The organism is Roseateles sp. GW821-FHT03B02, from assembly GCF_059421025.1.
Map to the genome: position 1 here is coordinate 689,298 of NZ_JBWKUV010000002.1, position 24,524 is coordinate 713,821.

At 72.0% G+C, this 24,524-nt stretch carries 1 protein-coding gene (only partly in view); it reads right to left on the minus strand.

Going from position 1 to position 24,524, the window contains the following annotated elements; translation table 11 throughout:
- Positions 1 to 24,391, minus strand: partial view of an Ig-like domain-containing protein gene (locus tag AC07VX_RS09405; protein ID WP_493164443.1) — the 5' portion only. It extends 16,496 nt beyond the left edge of the window; only the first 24,391 of its 40,887 coding nucleotides appear in the window; it begins with the start codon at positions 24,389 to 24,391; the stop codon falls past the left edge of the window.
- Between the last annotated feature and the right edge of the window lie 133 nt (positions 24,392 to 24,524).

Here is a 24,524-nt window from a genome sequence, read left to right on the forward strand (position 1 = left end):
CCGAGTAGGCGACGGCGACCTTGTTGCCGCTGGCGGTGACGCTGAAATCCCGCAGCTCGCTGCCGGTGGCCAGGCCGCTGGCCGCCTGCGTGCCCAGCGCGATCCAGTTGCCGCCGGTGTAGACCTTGGCGAACAGCTCGGGGCTGGCCGCCGAGCCGCCGCTGAAGACGAGGACCGGGCCGTTGGTGGTGGCCACCAGCTTGCCCTGCAGGGCCGTGCCGGTGCCACTGGCGTTGCCCAGGCTGACCCACGCCGCGCCGTCCCAGCGCTTGACGATGATGTCGTGGCTGCCGTTGGCCAGCGTCTCCGTCCACGCGACGATGGGCGCACCGGTGCCGTCCACCATCAGCGTCGGCTTGGCAGACGCCGCCGCCGTGCTGGCCGACACGCCGCCCTGCGCGGCGCTGCCGCCCAGCATGACCCACTGCGTGCCGTCGTGCTTGGCGACGTAGATCTCGAGGTTGCCGTTGCGGCTGTCGCTCCAGGCCACGAACCGCTCGCCGCCGGCGCCGACCGCCACGGCCGGGTCCCGCGACAGGCCGATGTCGCCGGCCAGGCCGCGCAGGGCCGCGGAGTCCGCCGAGCTGCCGTTCAGGTCGGCCCAGCGGCCGCTGCCCACCACGCCGTCCGGCAGCGCGCCCGCCGCGCGCGGGCTGGTGTCGTCCACCGGCACGATGGCCGGTGCCGGCGTGGGCGTGACGGTGCCGGCGAAGGTGGCGTCGTCGCCGGCACCGCCGAAGTCGATCAGGTTGGTCGTGCCGCCGCCGGTCTCGGGCATGGCCATGCCGGCGCTGCCCTCGATGAGATCGTCGCCGCCTTCGCCGTACAGCAGGTCGTTGCCGCCCTGGCCGTAGAGCTTGTCGCGGCCGGAGCCGGCCTCGTTGCCGTTGCTGCCGAAGTCGCCATAGAGGTAGTCGGCCGCGTTGTCGTCGCCGGCACCGGTCACCGAGTGGCCGTACAGCGTGTCGTTGCCCGCACCTCCCACCATCAGGTCAGCACCCGCGCCGCCTTCGAGCAGGTCGTCGCCCTCCCCGCCTTCCAGCGTGTCGGCACCCGCGCCGCCGTCCAGGTGGTCGTTGCCGGCCAGGCCTTGCAGGCGGTCGTCGCCGGCGCCGCCCAGCAGGGTGTCGTCGCCATCGGCCGAGCCAACGAGCAGGTCGTTGCCGTCGCCGCCGTCGATGAGGCCGCCCTGGCCGTAGCCCTGGTTGAGCTCGTCGTTGCCGGCCTCGCCGTAGATGCGGTCGGCACCGAAGCCACCGTCGATGAGGTCGTCGCCGCCGTCGCCGTGCAGTTCGTCGTCACCCTGCTCGCCGTAGATGCGGTCGCTTGCGTTGTCGTCGGCACCGCTGTTGGGGCCGTGGCCGCGGATGAGGTCGTTGCCGCGACCGCCGTAGAGGACGTCCTTGCCGGCGCCGCCATAGACGGTGTCGTCGCCCGCGCCCGCGTCGACGAAGTCGTCGCCCGCGCCGGCGTCGATCAGGTCGTTGCCACCCAAGGCCCAGATCTGGTCGTTGCCGTCGCCGCCGAGGATGGTGTCGCCCTGGGGGCCACCGTCGTCGCTGCCGTAGATGCGGTCGTTGCCCGCACCGCCGTCCAGCGTGCCGCCGGCGCCGCTGCCGGCGTCGATGAAGTCGTCGCCGCCGAAGCCGGCAATGTTGTCGACGCCGTCGCCGCCGTAGAGGTCGTCGGCCCCGGCGCCGCCGCTGATGGTGTCGTTGCCGCCCAGGCCATGGATCGTCCAGCCCTGGGACTGCGCCGACACGTCGAGGATGTCGTCCTGATCGCCGCCCGACAGCTCGGGCCGGTCGCCGGTCACGGTGCCGCCGATGGCGGCAACGCCGCCGGCTGCATCGGCGCTGTGGTCGTCGACGTTCAGGAACAGGCGGTCGCCCGCCGTCACCGTGCCGAAGATGGTCAGGTTGTCGCCCGCGGCGAGCGTGACACTCTTGCCGGCCTGCACCGTGCGGCCGGCCTCGATGACGATGTCCTCGCCGGCGGCCTGGCTGTCGCGCGACGCCAGGCGCACCTGGCCGGCGCTGCTGACGATGCTGCCCACGTAGAGGGCCTGCACGACCTCGGTCAGCTGCACGCCGGCGTTGCCGCTGGCCGTGACGAAACCTCCCGCCGCGCTGAAGCGGCTGTCGATCTCGACATCGTTGTAGTAGCTGCCGATGCTGCCGCTGACGGTCAGCGTGAGGTTGTTGCCCTCGATGTCGGCGGCCAGGTCGGACAGGTCGTCCAGCAGGTCGCCGGCCAGCACCTTGAGCTCGACGTCGGCGCTGCTGGAGCGCACGCGGTCGAGGTTGAGGTCGCCGGCCACCTCGGTCATGTAGATGGAGCCGTCGGCCAGCGCCCAGACATTGCCGTGGCTGGGGCGCGAGGAGTCGATCTCCAGCGCGTTGGCGCCGCTGCCGATGCCGGCGCCACCCGCGGTCAGGCGCAGGTTGATGCCGAGGACGTCGGCCGCGGCGTCGCTGCCGATCTCCTGGATGCCGCCCTTGGCGGCGGAGATGGTCACGTCGTTGTTGTCGGCCTGCACCTGGGCCAGCAGCACGCTGCCACCAGTGGAGGTGATGCTGATCGGTCCGGCCAGCGCCAGCACGAGGCGGGGCAGCGTGATGTCGCCACCGGCCAGCAGGGTGATGCTGTCGCCAGCCGTGATGAGATTGTTCGGATAGGCGGCGATGCGCGTGCCGGTCTGGCCACCGGTCACGTTGGAGATGGTGCCCTGGCTGGCCGTGATGCTGACGTCGCTGCCGGCGACGACATGGTCGACCTGCACCGAGCCGTCGACGCTGGTGATGCTGACGTCGGCGTTCTGCGACCAGATCGATGCCGGGGCCAGCACCTGCTGGCTGGCCTGGACACTGACGTTGCCCGCCGCCTGCACGATGCGCGGCAGCGTGATGTCGCGGCCGGCCAGCAGGCTGGCGGTGCCACCTGCCGTCAGCAGGTTGTTGGTGTAGAGGCTGATCCAGGTGTGGGCATAGGCGGCCAGCACGTTGGAGATGTCCAGCGCGGCGGTGATCGTGGCGTTGCCGCCAGCGATCAGGTGGTCGGCGTAGACGGAGGCGTTCTGGCTCTGCACCGACAGGTTGCCGGTGCCGGCCTGCAGGGTGCTGGGCAGCGTGACGTCGCCATTGGAGCGCACGGTGGCGTTGGCGCCGGCGATCCAGGTGTTGCGCTGGAACAGGTCCATGCGCTGGGCCGGCGTCTCGGCGATGACGCTGAGGTTGGTGCCGGCGTCGAGCTTGCCGAGGGAGGTGGTGGACGCGATCGCCGTGTTGCCGGTGCCGAAGTAGCCGACCGGGAAGTCGACGAGGGCGCCGCCGGCCTGGTCGGGCCGGAAGTGGCGGATCCAGGTCGTCGTGCCGAGATCCAGGCCGCGGCTGGCGTAGTCGATGTTGACGTCGACCTGGTAGGTCGGCGGCACGCCGTTGACGGTGACCTGCTTCCTGGCCTCTCGCAGCAGCAGGTTGAGCTCGCCCCCGGCCGACAGGTTGCCCAGGGACAGCGTGAAGCCGCCGGCCGCAGGGTCGCGCAGCAGGCCGCGGATGCCGAGGAACGTGCTGCCGCCGGAGGCGCTGGTCAGCGCCGCATCCTTGCCGGCGCTCTGCACCAACTCCAGCTCCAGACGCGACGTGCTGCTGCTGCCGATGCTGCCGCCGGCGCTCAGCGTGGCGGTGCTGGTGCGCACCAGCGCGCCCGGGCTGAACGGCACGATGCTGCCGCCGACGGCCGCGATCAACGTGGAGCCGAGCGGGTTGTCGATGACACCGTTGAGCTGGATGTCGGCACCGGGATTCGTGCTGGTGTTGCGGATTAGCAGCTCGGTCGCGCCATAGCTGTGGCGGATGTTGAACTCGAACGGCGTCGGATCGCCGGCGGGCCCGGTCACGTTGTCGACGTCGATGTGCACCTGCGGCACCGCCGTCGTGTTGACCGGCGCGATGTTGTTGATGCGCAGGTCCTTGGCTGACTGGTTGGTCAGCGTGATGCGGTTGAAGGTGTGAACGAAGGTGAAGGTCGACTGCGTGCCGGCGATGGAGCCGGGCTGCATGTCGAAGTGAGCGGGGTCGGTGTTGTAGACGCCGTTGGCGCGGAAATTGGCCGTGCCGACGCTGTTGTTGGCGATGTCGTTGACGATGACGGTGCTGGCCGTGTTGTTGACCGACACGTTCTGCGCCGTCACGACGTTGCCGGCCGCGTCCACCAGCAGCACCGGGTTGGGGCCGGAGGCCAGGCGAGCATCGGCGTTGAAGTCGATGTGCTGGTTGTAGGTGTGCGGCGTGCCGACGTTGACGGTGCCATCGTCCACCCAGGCGCCGTCCTTCACGTAGCGATAGCTCGTTGAGTAGCTGCCCAGGTCGGCGTTGACGTCCAGGGCGTGCGTCTCGAAGGTCGCCCCGGCCTCGGCGTTGATCAGGGCATTGAGCCGCTGCTCGATGGACAGGTCGACGTCGGTGTCGCCACCGGCCGCGTCGGCCTCGCCCTCGGAGTAGGCATAGGCGTCCAGGCCGCCGTGCGAGGACCTGACCTTGATGTTCTCCAGCGAGCTGACCAGAGCGCCTGCGCGCACGTTCACGACGGCGTCGGAGAACATGCGCGAGTAGGCGTGCGAGTCGGGGTTGGCGCCCACGGCGGCCGAGTAGGCATCGGCCGTCACGCGGCTCTTGGCGTGCGACATGGCCGCGTCGAGCGTGATGTCGTCGCCTGCCTTGACGACGGCGTTGTTGTCGACGTTGACCGCGGTCTGCTGCTGGCTGCCGCTGCTGCCGACCTGCCAGGTCATGTCCGAGTCGGAGTCGGCGCCCAGGCCGCCGCTGGAGGCCTTGCCGGACACGTCGCCGTCGAACTTGGACTCGGCCTTGATGTCGACGTTGTGCGCCGCGACGATGCTGCCGCCGCTGCCGATGCCGGCCGTGGTGCTGTGGTTGAGCTGTACGCGCCCGGTGACCTGGGACGAATTGATGAAGCCACCGCCCTTGGAGTTGGCGGCGATGGTGCCGTTCTGCGAACTGGTCGACTGCATGCTGACCGAGCCGCCCGAGTTCAGCTGCGCGCCGGCGCCGGCGTTGGCCTGCACGGTCTGGGTCGCGTTGACGTTGGCGATGGAGTTGCCGACCGCGATGAAGGCGCCGCCGGTGGAGCCCGCCGTGCCGGCGCCGTTGGCCGCCGAGAAGGCGTTCAGGGTGATGTCGCCGCCGGCCTGCACGACCGCGTTGTCGCCCACGTTGGCGCGCACGTTGGTCAGCAGGTTGACCTCGGCATCCGAGCCGGTGTGCGTGCCGAACAGCGCGCCCGAGGCACCCGTCGTCTTGGCGCTGGACACGCCGTTGTCGGTCACGCTGTTGACAAGCTGCAGCGCGCCGCCGGCGCCCAGCAGCCGGTGGCCATTGCCGCTGCCGGTGCCGGTGATGTCGATCTCCAGCTGATGCTGGCCGCTGGTGGCGGCGCCCGAGAGCTCGATGCCCTCGACGCCGATGGTGTGCTTGCCGCCGCCGGCGCCGATGTCGATGGCCGCGCCGCCCGAGGTGGCGGCGAGCTGGAAGGTGTTGGCGTCGACCAACTTGACGTAGTAGGTGTTGCCGCTCGTCAGGCCGGACAGCGGGGCCGCACCGATGCGCGTCAGCACATGGCCGCTGGCGGCTGAATCGGCCGTCTTGCCAATGTCGATGGCGGTGCCGTTGGTGGCGTCCGTCGAGGTCGTGGCCAGCTTGATGTGATCGGCATCGACGCGGATGACGTAGTAGGTCGAGTCCGCCGTCAGGCCGGTGATGGCGGTGGGCGGCTTGTTGGGGTTCTCGATGACGAGGTCGCGCAGCGTGTACTTGACCTGGTCGCCGGTGTTGAAGCCGTGGCCGCTGATCGTGATCAAGTCGGCGCCGTCGGCCTCGACGGCCGTGCCGACGAATTGCTCCGCGCCGGCCGTGCGGTAGGTGACGGCCTGGCCGTCCACGAAGCCGTGGCCGCCCAGCGTGATGCGGTCGGTGGTCGCGTTCACCGCGCCGCTGAGGAAGGTCTTGGGCGCCACCGTGGCCGCCGCCTGGCTGGTCGCCAGCTTGATGGTCTGCGGGTCGATGACGCGCACGTAGTAGGTCTGGCCGTCGGCCAGCCCGCTGATGCCCGCGTTGCCGGCGCTGTGATAGATGACACGCTGGCCATCGGAGAAGCCGTGCTCGACGTCGAACTTGATCTCGTCGCGCGCCGCGTCGACCGTCGTCGACTTGAACACCGAGCCCAGCTTGACCGCGGTGGGCGACTGCACGATGACCTGGTAGTTGCGCCCGTCGACCAGGCCGCCGACAGCGCCGTTGCTGTCCAGGCCGATGCTGTAGGTCACCGTGTCGCCGGTGCTCAGCCCGTGATCGCCGTTGAGCGTGATGACGTTGTTGCCGGTGTCGACGCCGCCGGCGCCGAAGGTGGTGTCACCGGTGCTGACGGTCTGGCCCTGGTCGGCCTTGAGCTCGACGCTGCCGCCGGCCTTCACGTGGGCGCCGGCCAGGATGTCGGCGTGCACGACCGGCGTGATGTGCACGTCGGCTGACGCCGTGGCGCTGGAGCCCACGCCGGCGAAGGTGCTGCCGTCGGCCACGCCGTCGCCCTCGGCATTGCCGTGGGCGCGCACGGCCACGTTGCCGCCCACGTCCACGTTGGCACCGCCCAGCAGTTCGGCGGTGATGCTGGGGTTGACGTTGACGACCGGCGCCGCGCCGCTGCCCGCCACCAGGAGGCCGCCGGTGGTGGCCAGCGCGGTCGCGGCGCCGCGGCCGCCGCCGGCGGCGTCGATGGTCAGGCTGGCGCCGGTGATCTGGGCATCGCCCACCGTCGCGCGGCTGATGGAGTTGGCATCCGCGCGCGCATCCGTCGAACCGATGGCCACGCCGAAGGAATAGGCCTCGCCGTCGGCCTTGGCGCTGGCCTTGTCTGACACGGCGGACAGCACCTCGGTGCCGCCGGTGCCATGGACCGATGCGCCGTTGCGGATCTCGGCGCTGACGTTGGCGGCCGTGGCCGCGGCGGTGTCCGCGCCGTTGATGCTGGCGAAGCCGCTGGCCCCGCCCGCCTCGCCGGCAGCTGACGCGCCCTGCGAGCCGTCGTGGGCGGCGCGGATGGTGATGCGGCCGCCGGCGTCCAGCACGCCGCCCGCGGTCGTCGCGACCGTGGGCGTGACCTTGGCATTGGCCACCGCCTTGCCCAGCGACACCAGGCCGAAGGAGTCGGCATCCGAGGTGGCGCGGGCGCCGCCGCTGGTGGCGCCGCCCAGCAGGATGTTGCCGCCGGCCGTGATGCCGCTGCCCAGCATCGAGGTCGTCAGGTTGCGCGCGACGATGGCGCTGGAGTCGTTGGCCGCCACGCCGATCAGGCCGCCGGCCGGCGCCGTCGTGTCGGTCGCCGCGCCCTGGTCGCTGATGTTGTCGATGGCGACGTTGCCGCCGGCCGCGATGCCGGTGCCGGCAGCGATCGTCGTCGTCTGGTTGTCGTTGGCGTAGCTGTTGTTCTGCGCGTTGGTGAGCGTGCCTCCGGCGATGCTGTCGGCGCGGGCATTGCCCTTGCCGAGCAGGCCGCCGATGGACAGGCCATAGCCCTCGGCGCTGGCGACGTTGCCCGAGCGCGTGATCACGGTGAAGTCGCCGCTGCCGGCGGACAGGTCGCTGCCGGTGCCGCCCAGCGTCGTCGTCATGTCGGCCGAGGACTGGGCCAGGCTGTTAGCGCCGATGCCGCTGAAACCGAAGGAGCCGCCGGAGGCGTTGGCATAGGCGTGGGCGTCCTTGCCGTTGGCGCCCGAACCGTTGTGGTTCTGGCTGGCCAGCATCGTGAAGTTGCGGCCGGCGGCGACGTCGGCCGCGCCCACCACGGTGTCCATGTCGGGCCGCACGCGGGCGGTCGCATCGGAGCCAGCGTAGGAGCCGGCCCCGGCCACGGCGACGCCGTCGCTGCGCGCATCCGCATCGCCGGTCGAGACGTTGTTGATGATGACGTCACGCCCGGCTGAAATGCTGCCGCCCGCGCCGATGCCGACGTTGATCGTCGGCGTGACGATGGCGTTGGAAGTGTTGGTGCCACCCGAGCCCAGCAGGCCGAAGGCCGAGCCCTCGGTCTTGGAGACGGCGGCGTAGTTGCTGGCGGTGTTGACGACGAGGTCGCCGCCCACCGTGCCGGAGATGCTGCCGGTGGTGGCGTTCGTCGTGCCGCCGATGGTAGCGCTGGACTTGGCGATGCCGCCCGCGCCGACCAGAGCCGCGTTCAGGCTGTCGCCGGTCGCGTCGGCCGTCAGGCCGGAGAGCGTGTCGAAGCGCACGTCGCCCGAGGTGTTGAAGACAACGCCCGAGCCGGTGTTGTTGGTCAGGTTGGCCGTGACGTCGGCCGTCGAGTTGCTGCCCGATACCGAGATGCCGGCTGCACCGGCGCTGGCGCTGGAGCGCGCCGTTGCCTTGCCGGCACCCGCGTCGCCGTTGTTCAGGCGCAGCGCCATCTGCACGTTGCCGTTGCCGCCATGGGTGGTGACGCGGGCGTTGTTGCCGATGTTGACCGTCATCGTCGGGTTGATATCGACATTGGCCACCGAGCCGCCGGCGCCCACGCCGCCGGCGAACTGCACGCCATCGGCGATGCCGGTGGACTGCGTGTTCGCATTCGCGCCGACGTTGACGGCGCCGTTCACGTCGATGACGGCGCCCGCGCCGATGCCGGCGGAGACGGTGGGCGTGACGGCGCTGTTGGCCGTGGCGCCGGAGCTGGCGGCGATGAGGCCGCCGGTGGCGGCGGAGCTGTTGGCCGTGGAGGTCTGGTTGACCGTCGCGTCGATGAGGAGGCCGGCGCCGTTGACCTTGGCGGCGCTGTTGGCCGAGGTGGTGCCGGTGGAGGTGGCCGTGGCCGTCATGGCGCCGCGGGCTGCGCCGGCCAGCGCACCGCCGACCGAGCGGCCGTCGGCGCTGACGAGGTTGTTGGCCAGGGCCTGCACGGTGACGACGCCACCGTTGCCATTCAAGGTGGAGGCGACCTGGGTGGTGCTGCTGGTGTTGGCGCCCGACTTGGCCGTGGAGGTGCTGCCGGCGACGGTCACGCCGCCGCCGATGCCGGTGCTGTCGGCCCGGGCACGGGCGTTCTGGCCGCCCTGGTTGTGCTGGGCCAGCACGTTGACGCCCTGCCCGCTCAGCGTCGTCGTGCCCTGCACGAGGTTGCTGACCGTGGGCGACACCTCGGCATTGGCCACCATGACGCCCACGGCGCCCGCGAGGCCGGCCGTGAAGCCGCGCGCCTGGGCGTCGGCGTCCATCTCGGACAGCGCCAGGATGTTGATGGCGCCCGAGCTGCTGACCACGCTGGCCGAGCTCGCGTTGCCGGCGCCCGCCGTCACGCTGCCGGCTGCCTTGGCTGTCGCGTCGCCGCTGTTGACGCCCGCGCCCAGGCCGCCACCCGAGGCATTGGCCTGTGCGTCGGCGTAGTTGTGGCCCAGCGCGCGCACGTCCACGCCGCTGCTGCCGCCGGAGCCGCCAGCGATCTCGGCCGTCGTCGCGCCGTTGGCGTTGGACACCGCCACCGACTTGCCCAGCGCCACCAGCAGGCCGATGGACGCACCCGAGGTTTCAGTGTGGCCGATGTTGGCCGCGTCGGCATGGATGCTGAGCGAACCGCCGGCCGTCAGCACGCTGCCGGCACCGCTGCGCGCCGTCGTGGCGGCACTGGCGTTGGCCGTGGCCGACGCGCCCGCGCCGCTGGCCAGCAGGCTGCCGGAGGAGCTGCGTGCCAGGGCCGAGGTGTCCTGGCCGGTGCCGCCGGCGCCGTCGTGGTTGTGGCTGGCGCGGATGCTGATGTTGCGGCCGACGTTGGCCGTCTCGTTGCCCGTCAGCGCGTTGATGCTGGGGCTCATCGTCGCCGAAGCGATGGAGCTGCCGAAGCCGACACCGCCGCTGACCGCCCGGCCCTGGGCCGTGGCCGTGGTGTCGGCCGTGGACAGCGCGTTGACGATGAGGTCGCGGCCGACGTTGATCGCGCCGCCGCCGCCCAGGTTGGCGGTGATCGTCGGGCTGAAGTTGGCCGTGGCCGAGTTGACCTGGCCGGCGGCCAGCAGGCCCAGGCCCGAGGCCTCGGAGGTGGCGTTGACGAGGTGGTTGGCGGTCGTGTCGACCTTGAAATCGATGCTCTGCGTGCCGCTGACGGCGCCCAGGGCCTGGCTGACGGTGCCGGTGACGGTGGCGCTGGACAGCGCACCGCCCAGGCCGCCGACGACGCCAAAGCCACGGGCATCCCCGGTGGCCTCGACATGGGCGCCGGTCAGCGCCGCGAAGGACACGCCGCGCGCCGCGTTCAACGTGACGCCGGTGCCGGTCGTCGCGTTGATGTTGTAGTTGACGGCCGCGCTCGCATCGGCGCCGCCGCCGGCTGCGATGCCGCCGCCTGCGGCAAACGCCGTGGACGTGGCGCCCCCGGCCTGGGTGCTGCCGCCGTTGTGGGTCAGCGCGAAGTTGATGTCGCCGGTGTTGGCCGAGTGCGTGGTGGCACTGACGCCGGTGCCGACGCGCAGCGTCATCGTCGGCGCCAGCGTCACGTCGGACTTGGACAGGCCCAGCGACGGCCCGGCCGACACGGCCACGCCCTTGGCGGTGCCGTCGGCGTCGGTCGTTGCCGTGCCGGTGACGTTGATGCCGCCCGCCACGTCGATGACGGCGCCATCGCCCAGGCCGGCGCGCACGTCGGGGTTGACGGTGGTGGTTGCGCCCGCACCGGTGCCGGCGGCAAGCAGGCCGCCGGCCGTGCCTTCGGCACTCGCGTTGCCCGTCTGCGTGGCGCTGGACTGCACGCTCAGCGAGCCGGCCTGTACGTCGGCGCCGCTGGTGGCCTCGGTGATGCCGCCCGAGCGCGCGGTGGCCGACACGACGCCGGCCGACACGCCCAAAGCGCCGTTGAAGGATTGGCCCGTGCCGGTGACGATGTTGCTCGCCGTGGCGAGCACGGAGACGCCCTGGTTGCCAGCGTCGAAGCTGGTCGCATTGCCGGTCAAGGCCTTGGTGTCGGCCGCGGCCGTCGCGTCGGCACTGGCGCCGCCGATGGACACGCCGCCACTCACGCCGGCTGCGTCGGCGACGGCCGTGCTGTCTTCGCCGCCCTGGTTGTGGCGGGCGCGCACGGTGATGCCGTTGCCGGTCACGCCGGTGGTGCCGCGCACCTCGGCCGTGACGGCCGGGCTGACCTGGCTGGTCGCGCTCATGATGCCCACCGCGCCGCCGAAGCCGAAGGAGAAGGCCTTGCCCTTGGCGTCGGCATCGGCGCTGGAGATGGCGTCGATGAGCACGGCGCCGGTGCTGAGGTCGTTGCTGGCGACGCTGCCGTCGCCCATGCCGGCCGACACGCCGCTGTTGGAGCGTGCCGTCGCGCTGCCGCCGCTGACGCCACCCAGGCCCGCCGCGCCGGAGGCCGCAGCCTCGGCCACGGCCGTGTTCTTGCCCTGGGCAACGACGTTGATGGCCGTGGAGCCGCCGACACCGCCGCGCAGGTCGGCCGTCGTGCCGCCGCCGACGACGGCCGAGCTGGTCGACTTGCCGAAGCCGATCAGGCCGGCTGCGCCCAGGCCCGAGGTGTCGCCGGTGGCGATGTTGGCGCCATCGGCCAGCACCTTGACCGAACCGCCCGCCGTCAGCTTGGCACCGGCGCCGACGGTGGCGTCGACATTGGCTGCCGCCGTGGCGGAGGCGGACGCCCCCGTGCCGCTGACGAGGGCGCTGCCCGCCGAGGCCTTGGCCGTGGCGGTGGTGTCCTGGCCCGTGGCGGCCGTGCCGTCGTGGTTGTGGCGGGCCTCGACGAGGACGGCCCCGCCGGCGTCCAGCAGCTGCGCTCCGGTGCGCGCGAAAACGGTCGGGCTCATCGTCGCCGTGGCCGAGGACGCACCGATGCTGCCGGCGATGCTCAGGGCCTTGCCGATGGCGCTGGCCGTCGTGTCGGTGCTGGAGAGCATCTGCACCGTCGCGTTGCCGCCCACATGCGTCGTGCCGCTGCCCAGGTTGATGCCCAGGGTGGGCGTGAAGCTCGCCGTCGCGCTGTTGATCTGGCCGCTGAACAGGCCGCCGCCGGCCGCCTTGGCCGTGCCGTTGACGACCTGGTTGGAGATGCCCAGCGCGTTCAGGTCGCGCCCGACCGTGCCGCTCGCGCTCGTGAAGTTGCTGGTAGCCGAGCCATCCACCGTCGCGTCGGATGCGGCACCACCGACGGCAGCGACGAGGCCGAAGGTGTCGCTGTCGGCCAGGGACTCGACATGGTTGCCCACCGACAGGCCGATGTTCAGGTCGCGGCCGGCGTTCAGCGTGACGCCCGAGCCGGAGCTCTGCAGGATGTTGTAGCTGGTCTGCGCCGAGGCACCGGTGCCACTGGTGCCCAGCGCAGCACCGCCGGAGGCGGCCGTGGCAGTGGCCGTGGCGCCGCCAGCCTGGCTGCTGCCGTTGTTCACGCTGGTGCGAATGGATAGGTCCGAGCCAGCACCGTTGGCGCTGAGGCTGGCGCCGGTGCCGATGCGGTTGGTCATGGTCGGGCTCAGCGTCGCATCGGCAGCGGACTTGCCCATCGACACGCCGCCCGACACGGCCACGCCGGTGGCGATGCCGTCGGAATCGGCATTGGTTTCGGCCAAGATGGAAATCGGGCCGCCGACGCTGACCTGGGCACCGTCGCCGATGCCTGCGTTGACCGTGGGCGTGACGCTGCTGGTGCCGAACGCACCGCTGGCCCCGGTCAGCACGCCCCCGGCCGCCGCCTTGGCGTTGCCGTCGGCGTTCTGGTCCGCGTGGGCCAGAACCGAGTAACTGGCGCCGGTCACGTCGGCGCCGCTGACGGCGCCTGTCGTGCCACCGGTGGTGGCATGGGCCACGACGGCGCCGGCACCGACACCCCAGGCCACCGACAGCGCATCGCCCGTGGCGTTGGCCGTGTTGCTGGACAGGCCCTCGACGACGACCGCGCCGCTGCCGCCGGCCATCGAGGTGTTGTCGCCCACGAGTGCCTGGGCGCCGCCGAGGCTGCTGGCGTTGACGATGGCGCCCGAGGCCGCCAGGCCCAGGCTGCCGCTGGCCGCGTCGGCCTTGGCGGTGACGTCCTCGCCACCCTGGTTGTGATAGGCCCCGACGCGCACGCCGCCGCCCGAAACGAGGTTGGTGTTGCCGGTGACGGTGGAGCGAACGTCGGGCGAAGCCTCGGCGCTGGCGGCCATGATGCCCACCGCACCGCCCAGGCCCAGCGACAGGCCGTAGGTGTTGGCCGTCGCGTCGTTGCTGGATCGGGACTCGACGACGATGCTGCCGCTGGCGTTGAGCGTCGCATTCTGCGCCGCGACGCCCACGGTCGTCTGCACATTGCCGTTGGCGCGCGCCGTGCTGCTGGCACCGTTGGTGCCGACGATGCCGCCGCCGGACGCATCGGAGGCCGAGTTGGCGAGATTGCGCGCCTGCGAGCGCACGGTCAGGTCGGTGGAGCTGCCGACGCCACCGAGCAGTTCGGCCGTCGTGCCGCCGTTGGCGCGCGCGTTGCCGACGCTGACGCCGACCGTGGCGCCGCCGACCGACAGCGCCAGCGCCTTGGCCTGGGCCTCGTTGTTGCCGTAGGCCAGCACATCCACGCGGCCGCCAGCGCTGATCAGGGAGCCCGAGCCGATGCTGGCCTTGACGACGCCGTTGGCCTCGGCCGTAGGCACCGCGCCGTTGCCGGTGAAGCCTCCGAAGCCCGGCGCCGTGGACGTGGCCCAGGCACCCTGGTTGGCCAGGGCGTTGGTGCCGTTGTGGTTGTTGCGCGCCTGCACGCGAATCAGGCCGCCGGCATTCAGCACCGCGGTGGCGCCGAACAGCGCCTGCACGGTGGGCGAGAAGGTGGCCGAGGACAGGCTCACGCCAGTCGCGCCGGCACCGGCGGTGACGGTCAGCACGTTCGCGTCGGCCTTGCCGGTGGTGATGGCGTCGACGGTGGCATCGCCCGTGGTCTTGATCAGCGAGGCGTCGCCCACCGAGGCACGCACGGTCGGCGTCACCTCGACGATGGCGAAGTTGGCGCTGATGGCGACAGCGCCGACCGAGAAGGCCAGCGTGTGCGCGTAGGTGTCGAAGTTCGCCTCGGCGTAGACGTGCAGCGCGCCGACGTTGAAGCCGGCGTCCTGCCCGATGCGGGCACCCGGGCCCACGTCGGCGCTGACCTGGCCGTCGCTCGTCAACCGCGTGAAGGATGCGCCCGCGGCGACCGCGCCGGCGGCGCCCTGGTCGGTGTTCAGGTGGATGGTGCGGTTGGACAGGGCCGTCACGTCGACGCTGGACGCGGCGCGCACGCGTGCACCGTCGGCCAGGGCGCTCTGCACGTAGCTGTGGTCGCTGAGCACGGACACGGCGGCGCCCAGGCCGACGAAGCCGGCACCGCCGGCGAAGGCGATGGCGTCGACCGTGCTGTCCAGCCGCGAGCTGACCTTGAACTGGCCGCCGGCGGTGTAGGTGCCGCCGGCATTGGCATTCGTGTTGAAGGCGGTGGAGAACACGCCGATGCCGGCGCCGATGCCGCCCGCGCCGGCACCGACGGCGCCGACGAGGAAGTCCACGTCCGCCCACTGGCGGGCATTGACGGTGATGGCATTGCCGGCCGTGATGCTGGTGCCGCCGGCGACCGTCGCCTCGGTGCCCTGGGCCGGGTTGGCCGCGTTGATGGCGGCCAGCCAGTCGGCCTGGCTGGGGCCGGAGCCGTTGACCAGTGTGCTGGCTGCGCCGGCGCGGTCGTGCACGCGCTGCTGGCCGCTGCCGGCCGAGCCGCCGGCGAACCCGCCGAGCACGCTGCCGACCTGCCCCTTGGCCATCGAGGCCTGGCTGGCCGCGTCGCTGTCGCCCGAGCCGGAGCTGCCGTCACCCTGGGTCTTGGTCAGGCCGTCGGCCGCCGTGCCCTGGTCGTTCTTGTAGCTGCGCTCCAGCGGCGTGCCGACGGACCACACCGTCACCGCGCCTGCCGCGCCGACGAAGCCGCCGGCGCCGGAGATGGTCAGCGAGTCGAGGTCGATGCGCGACAGGCCGTTGACGGCCACGTCGCCCGCGGCTGCCACGTCAGCATTGCCGAGGATGCGTGCGGCCGTGTCGTTGCGCAGGCTGCCCACCTGCACCGCGCCGCCCACGCCGACGAAGCCGCCGGCCACCGCGCCGGTGAAGTGGGTGCCCGACGCGTTGTTGGCCGCCGTCACGTAGACACCCTGGTCGCCGTCCGCGCCGGCATTGCCGTTGTTGCGGTTGATTCGCGTGTTGGCGCCGATGATGGCCGTGGTGTCGGAGTCCAGCAGCGTGACACCCACGCCGCCGCCCACGCCCACATAACCCGCGCCGGCCGCCACGTCGAGGTGGAAGAAGTTCTCGCTGCTGTCGGCCTGGACGACTACACCATGGCGCTCGGCCGTGCCGAGGCCGCCCGCGCCGACGCTGCCGTCCAGCATGCCCAGCAGCCCCGTGCCGGCGCCCTTGGCATCGACGCTGGCGCCGGTCAGCACGCCGGCATCGGTGTGCTTGGTCACGCTCATGACGCCGACGGACGCACCCACGCCCACCGTGCCGCCACCAAAGGCACCGGCGATGAGGTTGACATCGGTCACGTCCTTGGCCAGCACGCCGACGTCGCCGCCGGCCTGCACCGCTGCTGCGGCGCCGATGGTGGCCGCCGTGTGGTTGTTGACGACCAGCACGTTGACCGCGCCGCCCACGCCCACCGTGCCGGCGGCGATGCCGGCGGAGATGAGCAGCAGGTGGTCCTGGTTGGACGACTGCACGACGATGTCATCGCGCGCCTTGACGCTGGCGCTGCCGCCGATGCTGGCGCTGGTGTCGTGCGACAGCACGGTCACGTCCACGCCCGGCGCCACGCCCACGGTGCCGAAGCCCAGCGCGCCGGCCAAGGCCACGTGGGAGAAGTCGTCACCCGCGCCGACGAGCACGCTCTGCCCGGCCGCGCCGGTGCTGGTGTCGGCATTGACGTTGGCGCCCGCGCCGATGCCGGCCGTCGTGCTGGTGCTGACGACATTGGTCGCCGAGCCGACGCCGATGCCGGCCGTGCCCGCACCCAGCGCGACGGCGAAGGTCTCGATGTCGTCACGGTTGGTGGCAGTGACGGCCAGGCCCGTGAAGCCGCTGCGCACGCTGGGCGTGGCGACACGGTTGCCGCTGAAGCTGGGGTCGGTGCTGCTCTTGCCGTTGCCGTCGGGCGCGTTGAAGGTGGGCGTGCCGACCTCGAAGGCCGCCGAGCTGCCGCGCTGGCCGGCCGCCGCGTTGGGCAGGCCACTGGCGTTCATGGGAGGCGCGGCGGCGTAGCCGACGCCGATGCCGCCGTCCTCGACCGTCAGGCCGGCGCGCAGGCCGTCGGCCGTGACCTTGGCGCCGTCGCCGACGAGGGCGACGGTGTTCTTCGTAGCCGTGACGACGCCCACGGCCGCGCCGACGCCGGCCGAGCCGGAGGCGCCCACGGAGCCGGTGATGAGGTCGATCTCGGTGTTCTCGTCGGCGGCGACGACGATGCTGCCCTGGGCATGCACGTCGCCGGCACCGGCGTTGGCCTTGGCGTCGGTCGGGTCGTCGCCGAGGATGGCGCGCGTGGTGACGTTGAGCACCTGCACGTTGGCGTCCGCCGCGACGCCGACGCTGGAGCTCGCGGCCACGCCGGCTGCGACGGTGGAGATGTCCTCGTTGGACGCGGAGGTGACCTTGAGGTCGCCGTCCGTCGTGCCGTTCACGCCCGAGCCCAGGCGGGCCTCGGTCGTCTTGTTCAGCGTGTTGACGACGGCACCCAGGCCCACGCCGACGCTGCTGGACGCGGCCACCGAGCCGGCGACCGAGACGATGGTGGACTCGTCGTCCGCCCTCACCTTCATGTCGGCCTGGGTGGCGCCCGATGCGGTGCCGACCGTGAAGGTCGAGCCGTCGTCGATGCGGGCCTTGGTGGTTTCGTTCAGCACGTTGACGACGACCGAGCCGGCCACCGCCGCGCTGCTGGATGCGCCGCCGCCGACGGCGATGGTGAGCAGGTTCTCGTGCGAGGTGGCCGCCACGTCGACGCCGCCGATGGTCCCGGCCGCGATGGCCGTGTTGGGGCCTACCAGGGCCTGCACGGTATCGTTGTGAACCAGCACCGTGCTTGAGATACCGACGCCGGCCGAGCTGCCATAGGCCAGCGCACCGGCGATCTGGGTGATGTCGAACGGCGCGTCGGCCGTCACGGCCAGCGCGCCGCCGGCCTGAAGGCCCGAGCCGCCGCCGCCACCCGTCGTGGCCTCGGTGTCGTTGGTGACGATGTAAACCGACACGCTGCCGCCGACGCCAGTGCCGTCGGTGGCGACGCCGGCCGTGGCGGCAACGCTGGTGATGTCCTGGTCAGAGCTGGCGCGCACGCTGATGTCGCGGGCGGCGTTGACCGCCACGCCGGCACCTAGCGTGGCCTTGGTGTTCTCGATGAGGACGGTCACGTCCAGGCCGATGCCGACGCCGGCATTGCCGATGGAGATGCCGCCCGCGCCGGCGCCGCCGTCGATCTTGGTGCGGCTGGTCGCGCCGACCGTCACGTCCTGGGCCGCGCCGGCGGTGACGCCCATGATGCTTTCGTTGACCTTGACGTCGCCGTCCAGGCGGGCGACGGTGTCCAGCGTGTAGATGTTGACGGCCGCCGAGCCTGCACCGGCGCCGCCATCGGTGGAGATGCCTCCGGCGATGGCGATGTTGCTGACCGTCAGGTCGGGCAGCGGGCTGGGCAGGTCCAGCGTCGCCGGCACGACGGCGCCGTTGGCCGTGACGGTGATCGCGTCGCGCGCGGCCAGCTGGGTGCTGGCGCCGACGCCCGCGGTGGTGTGTTCGACGACGATGTTCAGGCCGACGGACGCACCGACGCCGGTGCCGCCGGTGCTCAGCGCCGCGGCGCCGGCGACGGCCTGGATGGCGGTACTCTGGTCGGCGACGACATCGAGCTTGCCGGCACTGGCGCGGATCTGCGCACCACTGCCGACCGTGGCGGCCGTGTCCAGCGTGACGATGTTGATGGCGACGCTGCCGGCCACCGAGGTGTCCTTGCCGCCCGCGGCGGCCACGCCGAGGCTGCGGAATTCATGGTCGCCGCTGTCGCCCGGGCGGTCGGCACGGATCAGCACCGAGGCGCCGCGCAGGTCGGCGTTGTTGCCGACGCTGGCCGTGTTGCTGGCGTCGACGACACCTAGCGCCACGGCGGCACCGACGTTGGTCTTCTTGCTCAGGTCGATGGCGTCGCCCGAGGCGGAATTGATGGCGTTGTAGTCGGCCTGGGCGTCGATGGTCATCGCACCGCCGGCCGTGAGCTTCACGCCGTCGGCCACGCTGGCCGTGTTGTCGGTGACGAGTACCTGCACGACGATGGCCGCGGCCACGCCGGTGCCCTCGCTCTTGCTGCCGCCGCTCTCGCCGCTGGTCTTAGTGTTGGCGGAATCGACCTGGTCGTTGCTCTTGGGCAGCGTGCGGTCCTTGTCCTTGTTCGGGTTGTTGTTGACCTGGTTGTTGGCCTCCTTGTCGGAGCTGCGGCCACCGGAGCTGTTGCCCGAGGCGCTGGCCTTGGCGGTGCCGGTGGCGAGGATGGTGGACCCCGAGGACACGTCGGCCGCGCCGCCGGCTGTCACGTTGCGGGCCAGGCGCGCGCTGACGTCGCCGTCGACGACGGTGACGACGACCGAGGCACCCACCGCCGTGTCGGAGCCGGCCGCGTCGGCCTTGGCGCTGCCATTGACCTGGTCGAGCCGGAAGGCGCGCACCGCCATGTCGCCGCCGACGTCCAGCGTGCCGCCGGCCGTGCCGGCGTAGGCGTGGGTGTTGCTCACGTCGATGGTGACGGCTGCGGCCACGCCGACGCCGGTCTTGCCCTTGGCGCCGTTCTCGGTCTCGGTTGTGAGGGTGTCCTGGGCGGTGGACGTAATCGTCATGGCCGAGACGTTGCCGCCGATCTGGGCACCGTCGGCCAGCGTCGCATCGAGGTTGCGGTCGACGAAGTTGACGGCCACGGACGCACCGACGCCCACGTCGCTGCCGCCGGCCTGGGCGCCCTCGTTCTCGGGGATGGCCTTGGCCGTGTCGCTGGCGGTGGACTGCGTGATGGCCTGCAGCGATCCGCCGGAATCGGAACCGGCCAGCGTCGCGTTACCGCTCATCCTGGCCTGCGTGTCCTCGTTGACGATATTGATCGCCACCGAGCCGGCCACGCCGATCTCGCCGCCACCGGCGCCGCTCTTGGCGCTGGCCAGCGTGGTGTGGGTGGTGTCGCCGGCGACGTTGGTCATCGTCGCGCCGAGCTGCAGGCCGTCGGCAGTGATGCCGACACCCGCGTCCACAAGGGCTTCGTTGGTGGTCGCCGCGTAGTTCACGGCCACGGCCGCGCCGACGGCGTCGCCACCATCGTTGGTCGTCGCGCTGCCGTCGGCAATCGCCTGCACGTCGGTGTTGGCGCTGGACTGCACCGAGACGTTGCTGGCCGGCGTGGAGATGGTGCCGGCGCTGATGCGCGCGCGGCTGGTCACGTCGGTGATGTTGACGCCCACGGCGGCCGCGACACTGACGGTCTCGCTCTTGCCGCTGTCGCCGCTGGTGGAGTCCGTGCTGGCCACGCCCGCCGACGGCGTGGCGGCGCTGCTGCTGGAGTTGCGCGCGCCGCCAGAATTGGCGGCCGAGTTGCCGAGGCTGCGGCCGGCATCGGTCTTCTTGTTGACGCCGTCATCGTCGGCGCTGCTGTTCTTGTCGTCCTGCTCGCCGCCGACCGCGCTGGCCTCGGCCTTGGCCGTCGTGCCGACCTGGCTGGTACCGGCCACGCTGACGGAGCCGCTGCTGGTGACGGAACGGGCCAGCTCGGCGTTCGCGCGGTCGAGCTCGACGTTGACGGCCACGGACGCGCCGACGGCGGCGTCCTTGCTGCCCTCGGCCTTGCCCTTGGCCTGGGTCGTGTTGCTGGACTTGAGGTTGCTGGCGACGGTGACGCCGCCGGTCGCGTTCAGGGCCGTCGCGCTGGTGCCGATGCGGGCGATGGCGTCCTGGCTGGCCACCGTGACAGCGACGACGGGCGCGATGGCCGTGCCACCCTTGGCGCCGCCTTCGGCCGTCGTCGCGATGTTGTTCTCCAAGCTGCCGCTGACGCTCAGAGCGCCGCTGCTGGACAGCGTGGCGCCGTCGTCCACCTCGGCGCGGGCGATGACGTCGGACACGTTGACGGCGACGGAAGCGCCGACGCCGGTATTCTGCGCATCGGCCTGCACGCCGGAGTCGGTGGGCGTGGCGCTGGCGCTATCGTCGTGCTTGCTGGCCGCGCTGACCGTGCTCGCAGCGCTGCCGGCGTTGACGCTGGCTCCCGTGACGACCTCGGCCGTCGTGCGGTCCACCGCCACGTTGACGGCCAGCGCCCCGGCAATGCCGGTCTTTGCACCGCCCGCGCCGCTCTTGGCTTCGGCGCTGTTGGTGTGCGTGCCGTTGTTCGTCATGCCGGCGCGCACGTTGACGCCCTGGCTGGCGACGACGGCATCGCCCAGCAGCTTCGCTTCGTTGGTGTTGATGCCGACGTTGACCGCCACGCCGACGCCCACGCCGGTGTCGTTGGCGTTGTTGGGGTCCTTGGCACGGGTGCTGCCGTCGGCGGTGGCCTTGGCGTCGGTGTCGGTCTTGCTGTCCAGGCTGACGGCACCGCCGGCCGTCAGCGTGCCGCCGCCGGCCGTGGCGCGGCTGGTGGCCTGGGCGACGTTGACGGCCACCGCTGCGGCCACGCTGACCGTGCCGCCGCCCGTGCCCTGGGCACTGGGCGTGGCCTGGGAGGTGGACGAGTTGCGCGCACCGGCCGCGCCGGCGGCCGAGTTGCCGCTGTTGCGCGCGGCGGCGTTCTGGTCGTCGACGGCGTGGTCGTCGCTGGCGGAGCTGCTGTCGTCTTCCTTGCCGCCCACGGCGCTGGCCTTCGCCGCGGCCGCACTGGCCGCGCTGCTGGTGGCCGAAATACCGATGGCGCCCGTGCTCTTGAGGCTGCGCGACGTGCTCGCCACGCTCTTGTCGTTCTCGACGCTGACGGCGATGGCCGCGCCGACGGCGGCGTCCTTGCTGCCCTCGGCCTTGCCCTCGGCGCTGGTGGTGTTGGTGCTGGCCAGCGTCGCGTTGACGCCGATGGCGCCGCTCGCGTCGATCAGCGCGCCGCTGCCGATGCGGGCGTTGGCATCCTGGTTGGCGACCGTGACGGCCACGACCGGCGCAACGGCCGTGCCGCCCTTGGCGCCGCCCTCGGCCGCGGTGGTGATGGCGGAGTCGGTCCGGGCGTTCAGCGTCACCGAGCCGGCCGGCGTGAGCCCGGCACCGTTCTCGATCTCGGCGCGGCTGAGGTGGTCGGCCACGTTGATGGCGACCGACGCACCGACACCGGTGTTCTCGGCCACCGCGCCGCCGCCGTCGGGCAGCGCCTTGACGCTGTCGCCGGTCGTCGAGTCCGCGTCCAGCGTGACGGCGCCCGCGTGGGCGTTGACGGCGGCCGTAGGTGCCAGCGAGGCCTCGAACCTGCTGATGCCCACGCCGATGGCCAGCGAGCCGGCCACGCCGGTGTTGCCGCCCGCAGCGCCGGAGGTGGCCGCCGTCGTCGCGTCGTTGCGCTGGCCGCTGACGGTGCCGGCCCCGAGGGCCAGTCCGTTGCTGTCGACGCTGGCGGCGCCGACGCGGGCGCTGCTGCCCACTTCGGCCACGTTGATGGCCACGGCGGCGCCGACGTTGGTGCTGCCCTTGCTCGCCACGCCGCTGGCGTCGGCCTGGGCGTCGAGGTCGCTCTCGTTTTTCAGCGACAGTGCGCCGCCCGTCGAGATGACGGCACCGTCGCCGACGCGGGCCGTGCTCTGGGCGCCGAGGTGATGGATGGCGACGGCCGCGGCCACGGTGACGGGGCCGTCGCTGCTGCCGGCCGACGGCGTGCTGCCCGACGCACCACGCGCGCCGTTGTTGCTGGCGGCGCTGTTGCCGGCGCCCTGCGCACTGGCGCCCTGCTGGTTGGCGTTCTTGCCGTTGTCCGTGGCACCGCGCGCCGCGGCCTTGGCCTCGCTGCGCGTCATGCCGGTGTTCTTGCTCGACAGCAGCACGGCAGCACCGGCCTGCAGCTTGCCGTCCAGCACCGCCTCGACGATGGGCGCCGCATGCGTGACGACGACGGAAGCGCCGACGGCCGCGTTGCTGCTGCCTTCCGCGTCGCCGTGGCCCTTGGCCAGCACGTCCAGTGCGCTCTGGGCGCTGGACGTCATGCCGTTGAGCAGCGTGACGTCGCTGCCGCCCAGGGCGCCGACCTTGGCACCGGTGTTGACGACCGTGACCGCGACGACGGGCGAGACGGCCGTGCCGCCGGTGGCGCCGCCCTGGGCCTCGGTGTCGACGTCGCCGGTGGCGCTGGCGGTCTGGGCGAGGCTGCTGCCGGTGAACTTGGCGCCGGCATCGATCTGGGCACGCGTCGTCTCGTCGACGACGTTGATGGCGACGGACGCACCGATGCCGAGGCTCTCACCCGTGGCGCCGTTGACCTTGGGCAGCGCGCGGGCCTGGTTATGGGTGCTGCCGGTGGCGCTGAAGCTGACGGCGCCGGTGGCCGTGGCCGTGCTGCCGGCTTCTTGAACGGCCTCGGTCTTCAGCACGGCGACATGCAGGGCCAGCGAGCCTGCCACGGCCACGCCGCTGGTGGAGCCCGCGCCGGACGTGGCGACGGCGCCGAACTTGGCATCGGTGGTCGTGCTGGCCGTGAAGCTGGCGCCGGGCGCAGTGATGGCGACGCCATCGCCCAGCGAAGCACGCGTCGTGCCGTCGACAAAGCTCAATGCGGCGGCCACGCCCACGCCGGGGCTGCCGGTGGCGGCGCTGCCGTCGGCTTCGGTCGTGGCGGCAGCACCTGCGGCCGTGTTCGTCGTGGCCGCGGCGGCGACGTTGACGGCGGCGGCACTGGTCACGCCGCCGCCGGCCAGGCGGGCCGTCGTGTCGCCACCCACATGGGTCACGGCCACGGCGGCACCGAAGTTCAGCGCGCCGTCGCCGGTCTGGGCGTTGTTGCTGGCGAGCTGCTGCTGACCCTGGGTGGGCGTGCCGCTGGGTTGCGTGGCGCCGCCGGCTGTCGCCTTGGCCGAGGTGTGGACGGTGCGCTGGGTCGTCGCCGTCAGGCCGACGCTGGCACCGGTCAGGCTGGCGCTGTCGGTCACGTCGACGACGGTGTTGCCGCTCATCTGGCTGACCGCGACGGTGCCGCCCTTGGCACCGCTGGCACTGGCCCCGGCCGTGCCGTCGGCGATGGCCGCGACATCCAGCGTGTTGGTGGACTTCAGGAGCAGCGCGCCGCTTGCACTCAGGCTGGACGTGCCGCCGACGCTGACGCCGGCCGCGCTGCTGGCGATGACCGAGGCGACGGAGGCGTCCTTGTCACTGGCCGTGCTGTTGGCGTCGGGCTGGGTCGTCGCGTGGGCGGTGACGGTGGAAGTGGCGGCCAGCGTGATCTTGCCGGCCGTGGCGGTCAGGTTGGTGGCGCCGGTGAGCGTGATCTGGGCGCTGGAGCTGGTCTGGACGAAGGCGACCTTGATGATGTTGCTGGCGTAGCTGGCGTCCTGCGTGTTGACGTTGACGCTGGTGTTGACGACCAGGCCGATATCGCCCGCCGTCAGCGTGGAGCCGGCCAGCGCGATGGCGCCGCTGGCGTTGCCCAGCAAGTTGAAGCCATTGAGCAGCGTCACGCCATCGGTGACGGCCTTGGTGACGCCCAGGTACATGTCGCTGGCCTGCAGTGCCACGCCGCCGGCCGTGATGGCTTCCTGAGAGTCGACGTTGAGGGTGCCGGTGGAGCTGAAGCCGCTGGCGAAGACGATGTCGTCCGTGCTCTTCAGGAACAGCGCGGTCGGGTTGTAGAAGTCCGGGCCGGTGCTGAGCACCGTCATCGTGTCGTCGCTGACGAGGGGCACGTCGGTGCCGCCGTCCATCTCCACCATGATGGCGAAGGGCGAGGTGGCGTTGGTGCCGGCGGCGCCGTCGTCGTAGCCCAGGTCGACCTGGACCTTGTCGCTGACACCGGGCAGCCCCTGGATGCTCACCTTGACGTTCTGCGTCAGCGCCACCTGGCCCAGCGAGGTGCCGAGGGTGTTGTCCCAGACGCGGATCTGCGGCGTGCCGCCGCTGTAGACCGTCTCGACCTTCAGGTCGCCGGAGTGGGCGCTGATCGTCAGCGTGCCGGCGGGTGCGAAGGTCGGCAGCGGGATGGGCGTGTCCGACAGCAGCAGGCGCGGTTCGAGGTGCTCGAAGACGAGCTTCTCGCGGACGGCCGCTGGCTTGGACAACGCCGGCGCCAAAGCCTTGGCGTCTGCATTGCCGCGCAGGCCCTGCTGAAGCTTCTGCCACCAATTCTTGCGCTTGGCCATAGCCGTCTCCGCTGACGCCGGACATCCACCGGGCCTGGGTGCGCGAAAGCACACCCACGCCACAACCTGGCGGGTGCCAGCCTCAGATCTTGCTCCGCGCGTGAGAAATGCACGAACAGGAACCGTCACCCTT